We start from the raw sequence: 13,233 nt of genomic DNA, 5'->3' as shown, positions 1-13,233 counted from the left end.
CTGATGGCTAACTTCGCAACCCCGATCGACTGGCAGGCATGCAGTGCGGAGCAGCAACAGGCGCTGCTGACCCGCCCGGCGATTTCCGCGTCAGAAAATATCACAACCACCGTCCGCGAAATCCTTGATAAGGTGAAAGCAGAAGGTGACGAGGCGCTACGCTATTACAGTGCCACCTTTGATAAAACCCAGGTTAATGCCCTGCGCGTGACCGAAGAACAGCTGGCAGCGGCTTCCGCGCGCCTTGGCGATGAAATCAAGCAGGCGATGGCTATCGCCGTTCGCAATATCGAAACGTTTCACGTGGCGCAGCAACTGCCGCCGGTTGATATTGAAACTCAGCCTGGGGTGCGCTGCCAGCAAATCACCCGTCCGCTGGCCTCTGTCGGCCTGTATATCCCCGGTGGCTCTGCCCCGTTGTTTTCTACCGTACTGATGTTGGCGACCCCCGCCCGCATCGCGGGTTGCAAACGGGTGGTTCTGTGTTCTCCGCCGCCGATCGCCGATGAGATCCTGTATGCGGCAACCCTGTGCGGCGTGCAGGAAGTGTTTCAGGTCGGCGGCGCACAGGCTATTGCTGCGCTGGCGCTGGGCACCGAATCTGTGCCGAAAGTCGACAAGATTTTTGGGCCGGGCAATGCTTATGTCACCGAGGCCAAACGCCAGGTTAGCCAGCGTCTTGATGGCGCGGCGATTGATATGCCCGCCGGACCATCAGAAGTCCTGGTGATTGCCGATGAGCGCGCCACCGCGGATTTTGTCGCCTCTGACCTGTTGTCTCAGGCGGAACACGGCCCGGATTCCCAGGTCATTTTGCTGACCCCGTCATGGGATATGGCGCAAGCGGTTGCCAGCGCGGTAGAAACACAGTTAGCGGCCCTGCCGCGTGCTGAAACCGCACGCAAAGCGCTGGCCAGCAGCCGGTTGATCGTGGCGAAAGATTTGCAGCAGTGTGTGGAGATCAGTAACCGCTACGGACCGGAGCACCTGATCATCCAGACCCGCCAGGCGCGCGAACTGGTCGACAGCATCACCAGCGCCGGTTCGGTGTTCCTGGGGGACTGGTCGCCAGAATCTGCCGGTGATTATGCTTCGGGCACCAACCATGTGTTGCCCACCTATGGTTACACCGCAACCTGTTCCAGCCTGGGGCTGGCCGACTTCCAGAAACGTATGACGGTACAGGAACTCAGCAAGCAGGGCTTGATGCAGTTGGCCCTCACCATTGAAATTCTCGCTGCGGCAGAACAACTGACCGCCCATAAAAATGCCGTTACCCTGCGCGTTGCCGCGCTCAAGGAGCAACCATGAGCAACAAGATTGCCGCACTGGCCCGGGCGAATGTTCGCGCCCTGACGCCCTATCAGTCAGCCCGCCGTCTGGGCGGTAATGGCGATGTGTGGCTGAACGCCAATGAATATCCGCTGGCGGTGCCCTTTGACCTCCGTCAGCAAACACTAAACCGCTATCCGGAATGCCAGCCGAAACAGGTGATTGAGCGCTATGCCGCCTACGCCGGAGTGACCACCGATCAGTTGCTGGTCTGTCGGGGGGCTGATGAAGGCATTGAGCTGTTGATCCGCGCTTTCTGTGAACCAGGCAAAGATGCCGTCCTGTTCTGTCCCCCCACCTACGGCATGTACCACGTCAGCGCAGAGACTTTTGGCGTGGAACACCGCACAGTGGCGGCGCGTGATAACTGGCAGCTCAACCTGCCCGCGATTGCTGCACAACTGGATGGCGTAAAGGTGGTCTATGTCTGCAGCCCGAACAACCCCACCGGTAACGTTATCAATCCTGATGATATCCGTCAGTTACTGGAGATGACGCGCGGCAAAGCGCTGGTGGTGGCCGACGAAGCCTATATTGAATTCTGTCCGCAGGCCACGTTGAGCAGCTGGCTGCAAGACTATCCACAACTGGTTATCCTGCGCACCCTGTCCAAAGCCTTTGCGCTGGCGGGTTTACGCTGTGGTTTTACGCTGGCTAATGCTGAAGTGATTGAGCTGCTGATGAAGGTCATCGCACCTTATCCGCTCTCCACCCCGGTGGCCGATATCGCCGCCCAGGCATTGAGCGAACAGGGCCTGGTGCTCATGAGAGAACACACCCGCCAACTGATTGCCAACCGCGAGAAGTTGATCGCCGACCTGCGTGAATGCGGGTGCGTAGAACAGGTCTATAACAGCGACACCAACTACGTGCTGGCGCGCTTTACCAATTCCAGTCTGGTGTTTAAAAACCTGTGGGATCAGGGCATTATTCTGCGTGATCAGAACACACAGCCGGGGCTGTCAGGATGCCTGCGTATTTCTATCGGCACCCGTGAAGAATGCGACCGGGTGATCGCTGCATTACAGGCCCTGGCGGGCGCGTCTGTTTCCAGGGAGCAAGCATGAGCCAGAAAGTACTTTTTATCGATCGTGACGGGACCATTATTACTGAGCCACCGGAAGATTTTCAGGTGGACAGCCTCAACAAACTGGCTTTTGAGCCGGATGTCATCCCCACCCTGCTGTCGCTGCAACAGGCTGGATTTAAACTGGTGATGGTGACCAATCAGGATGGCCTCGGTACCGCCAGTTTCCCGCAGGCAGACTTTGATAGCCCACATAACCTGATGATGCAGATCCTGACTTCTCAGGGGATCCACTTTGACGCGGTGCTGATTTGCCCGCATAAGCCGGAAGACAACTGTGACTGCCGCAAGCCAAAAACCAAAATGGTCGCCGCCTGGCTGGCCGAAGGGGTGCTGGATACCGCTAACAGTTATGTAATTGGCGATCGGACCACTGACCTGCAGTTAGCCAGCAATATGGGAATTCAGGGGCTGCATTATTCGAAAGATGGCCTGAACTGGCAAACGATTGGGCGGCAACTGACCCAACGTGATCGCCACGCGGTGGTTGATCGTCATACCAAAGAAACCCAGGTCCACGTAGAAGTCTGGCTGGATCGTGAAGGCAATAGCCAGTTCAATACCGGCGTCGGTTTCTTCGACCATATGCTGGACCAAATCGCTACCCACGGCGGTTTCCGCATGAACATTGAGGTGAAGGGGGATCTTTATATTGACGATCATCATACGGTGGAAGACACCGGTCTGGCGCTGGGTGAGGCGCTGCTGAAAGCGCTTGGCGACAAGCGCGGTATTGGTCGCTTTGGTTTCGTGCTGCCGATGGATGAATGTCTGGCTCGCTGTGCGCTGGATATCTCTGGTCGACCTCATCTGGAATACAAAGCCGAATTCAATTATCAGCGTGTCGGCGATCTGAGCACCGAGATGGTCGAGCACTTCTTCCGCTCACTCTCTTACGCGATGGCCAGCACCCTGCACCTGAAAACTAAAGGCAAAAACGACCATCACCGGGTTGAGAGCCTGTTCAAAGCCTTCGGGCGCACCTTGCGCCAGGCGATCCGCGTTGAAGGCAACACCCTGCCCAGCTCGAAAGGAGTGCTGTAAATGAATGTGGTGATCCTCGACACTGGCTGCGCCAATCTCTCTTCGGTGAAATGGGCGATACAGCGCCTTGGCTATGAGCCGCAGGTCAGTCGCGAATCCGCTGTCGTCTTGCAGGCGGATAAACTGTTCCTGCCGGGCGTCGGTACGGCGCAGGCGGCAATGGATCAGCTACGGGATCGCGAACTGGTCAGTCTGGTCAAATCCTGTCGCCAGCCCGTACTGGGTATCTGCCTGGGCATGCAGTTACTGGGGACGCAGAGCGATGAAAGCGGTGGTGTGCCAACCCTCGGGATTATCGACCAGCCAGTGTTGCGCATGCAGGATCACGGCCTGCCATTACCCCATATGGGGTGGAACCGCATCACTCCACTGGCCGGAAATCCCCTGTTTCGCGATATCCCGGACGGCAGCTGGTTCTATTTCGTCCACAGCTACGCGATGCCGGTGAACCCATACACTATCGCGCAATGCCGCTACGGTGCGCCGTTTACCGCCGCGGTACAAAAAGACAATTTCTTCGGTGTGCAGTTTCACCCGGAGCGTTCCGGCACCGCAGGCGCTCAGTTGATGAAAAACTTCCTGGAGATGTAACGGGTATGATTATCCCCGCATTAGATTTGATTGATGGCAAGGTCGTACGTCTGCATCAGGGCGACTATGGCCAGCAACGCGATTATGGTAACGATCCCCTGCCCCGATTACAGGATTACCAGGCACAAGGCGCTGAAGTCCTGCACCTGGTGGACCTGACCGGCGCCAAAGATCCCGCGGCACGACAAATTCCGCTGTTAAAAAAACTGTTAGCGGGCGTCAGCGTTCCGGTACAGGTTGGCGGCGGTATCCGCACCCGTGAAGACGTGGACGCGCTACTGACAGCCGGAGCGACCCGCGTGGTGGTAGGTTCCACCGCGATAAAACAGCCGCAAGCGGTACAAAACTGGTTTAAACAATACGGCGCAGAGGCTATCGTGCTGGCGCTGGATGTCAGGATTGATGCTGACAACCGCAAAGAAGTGGCGATCAGCGGCTGGCAGGAAGCGGCGAATGTGACCCTGGAAGAGGTCATCGAACAGTTTCAACCCTTTGGACTGCGGCACGTGCTCTGCACCGATATCTCCCGCGATGGTACGTTGAGCGGTGCTAATGTCGCACTGTATCGTGAAGTATCCGCCCGCTATCCACAGATTGCCTTCCAGTCTTCCGGCGGCATCGGTTCCCTGGCGGACATTAACGCCCTGCGCGGCTCTGGTGTACAAGGGGTCATCGTCGGCCGCGCCCTGCTGGAAGGAAAATTCACCGTATCGGAGGCGATCTCATGCTGGCAAAACGGATAATCCCCTGCCTGGACGTCCGTGACGGCCAGGTCGTCAAAGGCGTTCAGTTCCGCAATCACGAGATTATTGGTGATATCGTGCCCCTGGCCCAACGCTATGCCCAGGAAGGGGCTGACGAACTGGTGTTTTATGACATCACCGCGTCAGCGGATGGGCGTGTGGTGGATAAGAGTTGGGTGTCGCGCGTGGCGGAAGTGATTGATATTCCGTTTTGCGTGGCGGGCGGGATTAAAACGGTGGACGATGCCGCTCAAATCCTCTCTTTCGGCGCGGATAAGATTTCAGTCAACTCCCCGGCGCTGGCCGATCCTGAACTGATTACCCGCCTGGCTGATCGCTTTGGCGTGCAGTGCATTGTGGTGGGGATCGATACCTGGTATGACCATGAAACGGGCAAATACCATGTTAACCAGTATACCGGTGACGAAAGCCGTACCCGAGTGACCACCTGGCAAACGCTGGACTGGGTACAGGAAGTACAACGGCGCGGCGCGGGTGAAATCGTCCTGAACATGATGAATCAGGACGGGGTGCGTAACGGCTATGATCTGATCCAACTACAAAAAGTACGTGCCGTGTGCAAAGTACCGTTGATCGCCTCCGGAGGCGCAGGCAACATGGAACATTTCTATCAAGCCTTCCGCGATGCGAATGTGGATGGCGCGCTGGCCGCGTCCGTCTTCCATAAGCAGATTATTAATATCGGGGAGCTGAAAACGTTCCTGACTGAAAAAGGTGTGGAGATTCGCGCGTGTTAACAGAACAACAGCTTACCCAACTGGATTGGGTAAAAACCGACGGCATGATGCCGGCCATCATTCAGCATGCTGTTTCTGGCGAGGTGCTGATGCACGGTTATATGAACCAGCAGGCGCTGGCGAAAACGCTGGAAAGCGGCAGAGTCACTTTCTGGTCGCGTACCAAACAGCGCCTGTGGACCAAAGGTGAAACCTCTGAGCACTTCCTCAGTGTCGTCAGCATCACCCCGGATTGCGATAACGACACGCTACTGGTGCTGGTCAACCCTGTCGGCCCCACCTGTCATCTCGGCACTTCCAGTTGCTTCTCGCCCGCCGCCCCGGACTGGACATTTCTCTGGCAACTGGAGCAACTGCTGGCTGAACGTAAACATGCCGATCCTAAAAGCTCTTACACCGCCAGCCTTTACGCCAGCGGCACTAAGCGTATCGCGCAGAAAGTGGGCGAAGAAGGCGTCGAAACTGCGCTGGCGGCCACCGTCAATGACCGTTTTGAGCTGACCAACGAAGCCTCGGACCTGATCTACCACCTGCTGGTGCTGCTGCAGGATCAGGGGCTGAGTCTGAGTACGGTTATCAATAATCTGCGTCAACGGCATAAAGAATAAGCCATATTTAGGAGCGACCATGACCACTTTCGAGAAACTGACCGCCCTGCTTGATGGCCAGCTCGCCAATTATAAACGGGTAGAACATGCGCCCTGCGGAAAATGTGAAGAGGTGGCGGCTATACGTGGCACAGCGATTAGCCAGGGCGCTAAAGCACTGGTTTGTCATGTCAAAGGCAACGGCGTTAAGCAGTACGTACTGGCGGTGCTTCCCGCTGATCAACAGGCGGATTTGAGCAAGGTGGCCAACGCTGTCGGCGGTCTGCGGGCTTCGCTGGCCAGCCCGGCGGAAGTGGATCGCCTGACAGGCTGCGTGTTCGGTGCCATTCCTCCGTTCAGTTTCCATGACGAACTGCAGGTGGTGGTCGATCCCACGCTGTGCGAGCGTAACCGTGAGATCGCTTTTAATGCCGGACGGCTGGAAACATCGATAGTACTGGATGCACAGGACTATCAGCGGATAGGCCGCTTTACGCGGGCGGATATCCGCAAATAGTGATTCACAGGCTGCGGGTGAACAGGTACGCTGTCGGCCAGTCTAACGCTATTAAGATGAAAGGAATTATGACTAAAATGACATTCTCCACTCGCCTGCGTCAGGTGACGGTTCTGGCACTGCTGGCGGGTTGCGCCTTCGCCGCTCAGGCAAAAATCGACCAGGTGCGCTTCGCGGTTGACCCAACCTACCCCCCTTTTGAATCAAAAACACCACAAGGCAAGCTGGTGGGTTTTGATATCGATCTGGGTAATGCACTCTGCGCCCAGATGCAGGCGAAGTGCGTCTGGGTTGAAAGCCAGTTTGACGGGATGATCCCGGCGCTGAAAGCGCGTAAGTTTGATGCGATCCTGTCAGATATGGGGATCACCGCAGAACGCCTGAAGCAGATCGACTTCACCGTACCGCTGTACGATACCAAAACCCAACTGGTTGCCCGTAAAGGCTCAGGGCTGCAGCCCACCGCCGAATCCCTGCAAGGGAAAACGGTCGGCGTGGAACAGGGTACGGTACAGGAGCGCTATGCGCTGCTGAAATGGCAACCGCACGGCGTGAAGGTGGTGCCTTACGGCGATCAGGCCCAGGTTGAGAGCGATCTGGTCTCTGGTCGTCTGGATGCGGTATTCACTGACGCGGCACAGGCGGCGATGGGCTTCCTCAAACGCCCGGAGGGAAAAGATTTTGAGCTGGCCGGACCGAAAGTGGAAGATCCCATTATCGGCCCCGGCACGGCGATTGGTCTGCGTAAAGGCGATACCGAGCTAAAAACGGCGCTGGATAATGCCTTCGCTGAAATTACCCGCAACGGTACCTTTGACCAGCTTCAAAAGCGCTATTTTGACATCGATATCTCCGTCAAGCCGTAACGCCGCGACCTGACCAGTAAACACGGTGCAAACAACTTAATCATGCGCAACTCGGGGGACCCGTGTTATTCCCCCGACTTTTTTCACTGCCAGTAAAGTGACCTGACTATGCAACAACGCCATCATCCCCTGCTCAGCGCCTCTCTGGGCACACAACGTGAAATCATCAGCTACCACTTTGGCGAAAATTGCCCACGCCAGGTCTATATCCAGGCGGCGCTGCACGGCGATGAGCTGCCCGGTGTGGCCGTTGCCTGGTATCTTAAGCAGAAATTCAGCGAGCTGGAAGCGGCGGGACACCTGCTGGCACAGGTTACCCTGGTGCCGGTGGCCAACCCACTGGCATTGGGGCAACATTGGCACGGTAGCCATCTTGGCCGCTTTGACGTCCATTCCGGCCAGGATTTCAACCGCCGGTTCCCGGCACTCGGCCCGTCGCTGGTAACACAACTTTCTTCTGTATTAACTCAGGATATCACACAAAATCGGCAGTTAATCCGCGACGCCATTCAGCACTATTTCGATGCTCATCAGCCAGTTACCGAACTGGAATCACAACGCCATACCCTGATGCGCATGGCCTGTCAGGCCGATCTGATGATTGATATGCACTGTGACTGGGAAGCCATTCCCCACCTCTACACCACGCCACAAGCATGGCCCGACATTGAGCCGCTGGCTCGCTATCTGGGTAGCGCGGTGCAACTGGTGGCGGAAGTCTCGGGGGGAGAGCCTTTTGACGAGGCCTGTTGTGAACCATGGCAGCACCTGCAACGCACTCTCGGCGATCGCTTTCCACTCCCCCAGGGACTGAAACCGGTAACGCTGGAACTACGCGGTGTGAGAGATGTCAGCCATTCTCAGGCACAGCAGGATGCTGAGGCCATTATCAATGCGCTGATAAGAGGTGGCTATATTGCTGGAACCGCGGCTGAATTACCGCCGCTGATACATCCCGCCATGCCGCTCGCCGCCTGTGAGTATATCGCCACCCCCCATTCCGGCGTCATCCTGCACCGCCGTGACATTGGCGAATGGATCAAACCCGGCGAGGTGGTGGCCGACATTCTCGACCCACTGACCGATCAACTCACCCCGCTGCAGGCAGAACATGGTGGACTGCTTTATGCCCGCCACTGGATGCGATTCGCCACCACCGGGATGCTGGTCACCCGCCTGGCCGGTACTGACGCTATCCGCGAAGGGAATTTACTGGTTCCCTGAGGCCACACAGTCATTCCCCGATGGCATCAACGAAAAAGGGCTTCCCGTGGGAAGCCCTTTGCCTGATTGCTGAACTAAATTAATCCAGCCATTCAGTGTGGAACACACCTTCTTTATCAATACGCTTGTAAGTATGCGCACCGAAGTAATCACGCTGAGCCTGGATCAGGTTCGCTGGCAGCACCGCTGAACGATAGCTGTCATAGTAAGCGATAGCTGCGGAGAAGGTCGGTGTTGGGATACCGTTCTGCACAGCATAAGCCACAACATCACGCAACGCCTGCTGATACTCATCCGCGATATTTTTGAAATACGGCGCCAGCAACAGATTAGCGATGTCCGCGTTATCGGCATAAGCATCAGTAATTTTCTGCAGGAACTGTGCGCGAATGATACAACCCGCACGGAAGATTTTAGCAATCTCACCGTAATTCAGGTTCCAGTTGTTTTCAGTAGACGCCGCTTTCAACTGAGAGAAGCCCTGGGCGTAAGAAACGATTTTGCCCAGATACAGTGCGCGCCGAACTTTCTCAATGAATTCAGCTTTGTCACCGGAGAAAGCCTTAACTGCCGGGCCACTCAATACTTTAGAAGCCGCGACACGCTGTGTCTTCAGTGAAGACAGGTAGCGGGCAAACACCGACTCGGTAATCAGGGACAGTGGCTCGCCGAGATCCAAAGAACTCTGGCTGGTCCACTTACCGGTACCTTTGTTGGCGGCTTCATCCAGAATGACATCAACCAGGTAGTTACCGTCTTGATCTTTCTTGGTGAAGATATCTTTGGTGATATCGATCAAATAGCTGCTGAGTTCACCCTTGTTCCATTCGCTGAAGGTCTTAGCCAGCTCTTCATTACTCAGGTTCAACGCGTTTTTCAGCAGCGAATAGGCCTCTGCGATCAGTTGCATATCACCGTATTCGATACCGTTATGCACCATCTTTACATAGTGACCGGCACCATCTGGACCAATATAGGCCACACAGGCTTCGCCTTCAGCGCGCGCGGCAATTTTGTCCAGAATGGGGGCGACCAGATCATAGGCTTCTTTCTGCCCACCGGGCATGATGGATGGACCTTTCAGGGCGCCCTCTTCTCCACCGGAAACACCGGTACCGATAAAGTTAAAACCCTGTGCAGACAGTTCGCGGTTACGGCGGATAGTGTCTTTATAGAAGGTATTACCGCCATCGATCAGGATATCGCCCTTATCCAGATGTGGCGTCAGGGAAGCGATGGTTTTGTCCGTTGCTTCACCGGCCTGAACCATCAGTAAGATGCGGCGCGGTTTCTCAAGAGAAGCCACAAATTCTTCGATGGTGTAGTAAGGAGCCAGTTTTTTGCCTGCATTCTCAGCGATAACTTCATCAGTCTTCTCACGAGAGCGGTTAAAGATGGATACAGTATAGCCGCGGCTCTCAATGTTAAGAGCCAGGTTACGACCCATTACTGCCATACCTACAACGCCAATCTGTTGCTTGGACATTACATACTCCTGTCTGAAGGTCACTCACAGCGTTTTCAGCACGCCGCATGTTAAAGTGGCAAATATGTTAACTCAGGATAGCCGATAAAAGGTAGCGATTGGTGCAATTGGTAATATTTGTTGCAAAAGAACAAATTAATAAATATTAGTCCACATAGAACGAAGATGACCAATTACCTGGTTTTATACTAAATCAGCTTTTTTAATGTGTGTTTTGAAGTATAAGGGCAGAATATCTTCCGGCTTACCATCCATCTTGACCGTTCCATGTTCCAGCCAGAGAATCCTTGTACACACCTTCGCCATCAAATCATGACTGTGGCTAGCCAAAATCAATATTTTAGTGGCATTGATGATATTGCTCAGTCGGGTTTCTGCTTTTTCTTTAAAACTTTCATCCCCTACCGATAACCATTCATCCATCAATAATATTTCAGGAGTAAAGATTGTCGAAACGCTAAACCCTAGTCTCATCTGCATGCCAGACGAATACGTTCTAACTGGCATATCGATAAAATCCCCTAAATCAGTAAAGTCGATAATTTCATCGATCTTACCGTCGATATCTTTCTTACGTAGACCAAGTAATGCCCCTCGAATATAAATATTCTCTCGACCAGTAAATTCTGGATTAATTCCAAGAGATATTGAAATCAATGATCCAATATCACCTTCAATAATAGCGGCACCAGAGGTTGGATGGTAAACACGGCTAAACATACGCAACAGTGTTGTTTTTCCTGACCCGTTATGACCAATTAGACCAATACGCTCCCCATCCTTGATTTCAAAATTTAAATTATTTAGTGCGGATACGACAACCTTACCATTATTCTCACCAACTTTCCCACCGGTGGCAAAACTCATAAAATTCTTTTTTATCGACCGGGAAGCCGCATCAAATATGGGGAAATCTATGCCCACATCTTTAAATTTGATAATAGCCATAGTAATTCCTAAACCCAGTAGGGCACACGATATTTAAATTTGCCAGTCATGATTGTAGAAAAAACAACACCTATAATTGCCATGACAATAGTAACAATCCAAGTGGTTACTGAGGGCGCCTGTCCGAGTAAAGGAGATCTTACCACATTAATAAAATGATAGAATGGATTAAAATCTAGCAGAACTGTACCTATTCGATGCGTCAATAACTGAGGCATCCAGATTACGGGAGTCAGATAGAAAATAACCTGCATTATGCTGAGAATTATTTGAGTCATGTCTCGAAAGCGCGCACATATTAATGACATCACCACTAACATCCAGGATATATTTAGCGCAAGTAAGATAAATCCTGGAATAGCTAACACTACATGCCAGTCAACTCCTTTTCCAACGGCCAGTAGAACCAAAGGAAAGATGACTATATTATGCATAAAAATAATGAAGTTTTTCCATACTACGCGTAGAACATGTACATGTAATGGCACCGGGAGTTGCTTAATGATACCCTCAGCAGAGATGAGGGAATCACAACCCTCTGTAATACAACTCAGCAAGAACCCCCAAATGATCAAACCAAGAGTAAGGTAAGGTAGGAAATCATGTAGCGGTGTTTTAAAAAGATTACCAAAAACAAGCCCCATAGTAGTAATCATTACCGCCATACTAATGGTAATCCAAAATGGTCCAAGACGAGAACGTTTATAACGCTGACGAATATCCTGTCCTCCCATTACACGGATAACATGAAATGATTTCATTGCACCGACCAAATCATCAAGGCCTGGAGTGTTCTTTAAAAGAGACATTATAAAATCCCATGCTGATATGCCAGTCGATTAAACCCAACCAAGAATTTATCACCACAAAGTCTTGTTGACATCAGCGCCATAAATTCATCCTGCTGTGACTCATCGAGTTGGTCTCTCAATTTTATCAAATCATTCATATTACAAACACAGCGGAATAGTAAGTCGAGTTTAATGATAGGAAGTCCCAAGTAATGCATTATGAGACAATTAATATGAATTTGAGATCCCCAAGTGAACTCTTCCATATAAAGAGCAATGAGTTTTTCCTGTAGGATATTACCAAAAGGAACAGTTTTATAGTCCAACCGTGAAATAAAACTCAAGAAATCTATATAATTAATTTCCTTTTCATCCTCATCTTTCTTAGTAACATAATCGGAATCCCGATTCTCTAACTTACACTTAGAGATATAATCATCAAGAAATGATTTTAGAATCCTATCTTCTTCAAAATAGTTAAGAAGGTTTTTATTAGACCAGGCACGATCACCTTCCCTTCTAAAATAAAAGTAATTATCGAGGATATAGGGATCAGACTTCAATTTTTTTTCTAACAGCAGTACATTATAAAGAGACTTGAATTGCTGTTCAGAACTGACCAGAGACTTCAATAGTTTACTTAGTGCAAACTCCCCTCGTTTAATAACAAGCGGCCTGACATTTGATGATTTATAATTTTTCCAGAAATTTTCAAATTTTTTATCTCTTGCTATATTTCCACAGACTGACACACAAAAAGATCCCAAATGATGTGAATGCTGACTATTTTCTGTAGCACCTAAAACTTCTAAATCAGTTGAAAAGAGTTGACTTATAAATTCATCAAGCCCTTTAAGGGAGAAAAAGACACTATCATTAATAATTAACAACCGAGAACAAGATTCGGAAATTTTACTCTTATAAAAATAATTCATTCCGGTCTGATAGCTACCAAAATCTCTCCCATAATTTTCACGTTCAATATAAATATCAATAAGCTCAGGAAAATAACATTCTGGCTTTAATTTTAAAGTATTTACAGCAATGATGTAAATATCTTGCTTCTTAGCAGCTTTTAATAGCTCAACAGTATCACTTCTCAGTTGTGATTTTTCATAAAGCGCTAATAACATTACTTTTTGCCCATTATATTCCTTTTTATGAACAATATTTTGATATTTTTTTATTTTTATTCCATCTCTAAAAGAAAGGAACCCATAGTAGGAAAATAATATAACTTTCAAAAACATCCATTTCAA

The 13,233-nt window shown here is 51.4% G+C and carries 14 protein-coding genes; 10 read left to right on the top strand and 4 right to left on the bottom strand.

The window, feature by feature from the left end; genetic code table 11:
- The first annotated feature begins 3 nt into the window (after positions 1–3).
- The 10 genes from hisD (at position 4) to EH228_RS15300 (ending at position 8,749) form a co-directional block, all read left to right on the top strand.
- Complete coding sequence (hisD, locus tag EH228_RS15345) at positions 4–1,311, top strand: histidinol dehydrogenase (RefSeq protein ID WP_152322495.1); 1,308 nt, start codon at positions 4–6, stop codon at positions 1,309–1,311.
- Complete coding sequence (gene hisC / locus EH228_RS15340; RefSeq protein ID WP_152322494.1) at positions 1,308–2,399, top strand: histidinol-phosphate transaminase; 1,092 nt, start codon at positions 1,308–1,310, stop codon at positions 2,397–2,399. The genes hisD and hisC overlap by 4 nt, the downstream gene beginning before the upstream one ends.
- On the top strand, positions 2,396–3,463 hold the full coding sequence (hisB, locus tag EH228_RS15335; RefSeq protein ID WP_152322493.1) for a bifunctional histidinol-phosphatase/imidazoleglycerol-phosphate dehydratase HisB: 1,068 nt from the start codon (positions 2,396–2,398) through the stop codon (positions 3,461–3,463). The genes hisC and hisB overlap by 4 nt, the downstream gene beginning before the upstream one ends.
- Complete coding sequence (gene hisH, locus EH228_RS15330) at positions 3,464–4,054, top strand: imidazole glycerol phosphate synthase subunit HisH (RefSeq protein ID WP_152322492.1); 591 nt, start codon at positions 3,464–3,466, stop codon at positions 4,052–4,054.
- Positions 4,055–4,059: 5 nt separating this feature from the next.
- Positions 4,060–4,797, top strand: coding sequence for a 1-(5-phosphoribosyl)-5-[(5-phosphoribosylamino)methylideneamino]imidazole-4-carboxamide isomerase (hisA, locus tag EH228_RS15325; RefSeq protein WP_152322491.1), 738 nt, complete (start codon positions 4,060–4,062; stop codon positions 4,795–4,797).
- Positions 4,779–5,555 carry an imidazole glycerol phosphate synthase subunit HisF gene (hisF, locus tag EH228_RS15320; RefSeq protein ID WP_152322490.1) on the top strand — a complete coding sequence of 259 codons (777 nt, stop codon included), beginning with the start codon at positions 4,779–4,781 and terminating at the stop codon, positions 5,553–5,555. Before hisA ends, hisF begins: the two co-directional genes overlap by 19 nt.
- Entirely contained in the window at positions 5,549–6,163 is a 615-nt protein-coding gene (hisIE, locus tag EH228_RS15315) for a bifunctional phosphoribosyl-AMP cyclohydrolase/phosphoribosyl-ATP diphosphatase HisIE (RefSeq protein WP_152322489.1), read from the top strand. Before hisF ends, hisIE begins: the two co-directional genes overlap by 7 nt.
- Positions 6,164–6,182: 19 nt before the next feature.
- Positions 6,183–6,659, top strand: a complete 477-nt coding sequence (locus EH228_RS15310) for a YbaK/prolyl-tRNA synthetase associated domain-containing protein (RefSeq protein WP_152322488.1) — start codon at positions 6,183–6,185, stop codon at positions 6,657–6,659.
- Between the two features lie 68 nt (positions 6,660–6,727).
- Positions 6,728–7,525, top strand: coding sequence for an ABC transporter substrate-binding protein (locus EH228_RS15305; RefSeq protein ID WP_152322487.1), 798 nt, complete (start codon positions 6,728–6,730; stop codon positions 7,523–7,525).
- Between the two features lie 108 nt (positions 7,526–7,633).
- Positions 7,634–8,749: a succinylglutamate desuccinylase/aspartoacylase family protein gene (locus tag EH228_RS15300; RefSeq protein ID WP_152322486.1), complete on the top strand. Its 1,116-nt coding sequence runs from the start codon at positions 7,634–7,636 to the stop codon at positions 8,747–8,749.
- A 79-nt stretch (positions 8,750–8,828) separates the two neighbouring features.
- Here EH228_RS15300 and gndA read toward each other — a convergent pair whose 3' ends face one another.
- The 4 genes from gndA to EH228_RS15280 form a co-directional block, all read right to left on the bottom strand.
- Positions 8,829–10,235 carry an NADP-dependent phosphogluconate dehydrogenase gene (gene gndA / locus EH228_RS15295; protein ID WP_152322485.1) on the bottom strand — a complete coding sequence of 469 codons (1,407 nt, stop codon included), beginning with the start codon at positions 10,233–10,235 and terminating at the stop codon, positions 8,829–8,831.
- A gap of 183 nt (positions 10,236–10,418) precedes the next feature.
- A complete protein-coding gene (locus EH228_RS15290; RefSeq protein WP_152322484.1) occupies positions 10,419–11,183 on the bottom strand; it encodes an ABC transporter ATP-binding protein in 765 nt (254 codons plus the stop codon).
- Between the two features lie 8 nt (positions 11,184–11,191).
- Positions 11,192–11,992: an ABC transporter permease gene (locus EH228_RS15285; RefSeq protein WP_152322483.1), complete on the bottom strand. Its 801-nt coding sequence runs from the start codon at positions 11,990–11,992 to the stop codon at positions 11,192–11,194.
- A complete protein-coding gene (locus tag EH228_RS15280; protein WP_240116313.1) occupies positions 11,992–13,224 on the bottom strand; it encodes a rhamnan synthesis F family protein in 1,233 nt (410 codons plus the stop codon). Before EH228_RS15280 ends, EH228_RS15285 begins: the two co-directional genes overlap by 1 nt.
- Between the last annotated feature and the right edge of the window lie 9 nt (positions 13,225–13,233).

It is taken from the genome of Erwinia endophytica, assembly GCF_009295515.1.
Classification (GTDB): Bacteria; Pseudomonadota; Gammaproteobacteria; order Enterobacterales; family Enterobacteriaceae; genus Erwinia; species Erwinia endophytica.
This window is presented reverse-complemented; position numbering and strand designations above follow the sequence as displayed.

What these genes read in the sequence shown, in the direction of transcription:
- EH228_RS15290 (WP_152322484.1), bottom strand. Translation starts at nt 11,183, where the DNA reads ATGGCTATTATCAAATTTAAAGATGTGGGCATAGATTTCCCCATATTT.
- hisD (WP_152322495.1), top strand. Translation starts at nt 4, where the DNA reads ATGGCTAACTTCGCAACCCCGATCGACTGGCAGGCATGCAGTGCGGAG.
- EH228_RS15300 (WP_152322486.1), top strand. Translation starts at nt 7,634, where the DNA reads ATGCAACAACGCCATCATCCCCTGCTCAGCGCCTCTCTGGGCACACAA.
- EH228_RS15285 (WP_152322483.1), bottom strand. Translation starts at nt 11,992, where the DNA reads ATGTCTCTTTTAAAGAACACTCCAGGCCTTGATGATTTGGTCGGTGCA.
- gndA (WP_152322485.1), bottom strand. Translation starts at nt 10,235, where the DNA reads ATGTCCAAGCAACAGATTGGCGTTGTAGGTATGGCAGTAATGGGTCGT.
- EH228_RS15280 (WP_240116313.1), bottom strand. Translation starts at nt 13,224, where the DNA reads ATGTTTTTGAAAGTTATATTATTTTCCTACTATGGGTTCCTTTCTTTT.
- EH228_RS15310 (WP_152322488.1), top strand. Translation starts at nt 6,183, where the DNA reads ATGACCACTTTCGAGAAACTGACCGCCCTGCTTGATGGCCAGCTCGCC.
- hisC (WP_152322494.1), top strand. Translation starts at nt 1,308, where the DNA reads ATGAGCAACAAGATTGCCGCACTGGCCCGGGCGAATGTTCGCGCCCTG.
- hisH (WP_152322492.1), top strand. Translation starts at nt 3,464, where the DNA reads ATGAATGTGGTGATCCTCGACACTGGCTGCGCCAATCTCTCTTCGGTG.
- hisA (WP_152322491.1), top strand. Translation starts at nt 4,060, where the DNA reads ATGATTATCCCCGCATTAGATTTGATTGATGGCAAGGTCGTACGTCTG.
- EH228_RS15305 (WP_152322487.1), top strand. Translation starts at nt 6,728, where the DNA reads ATGACTAAAATGACATTCTCCACTCGCCTGCGTCAGGTGACGGTTCTG.
- hisB (WP_152322493.1), top strand. Translation starts at nt 2,396, where the DNA reads ATGAGCCAGAAAGTACTTTTTATCGATCGTGACGGGACCATTATTACT.
- hisF (WP_152322490.1), top strand. Translation starts at nt 4,779, where the DNA reads ATGCTGGCAAAACGGATAATCCCCTGCCTGGACGTCCGTGACGGCCAG.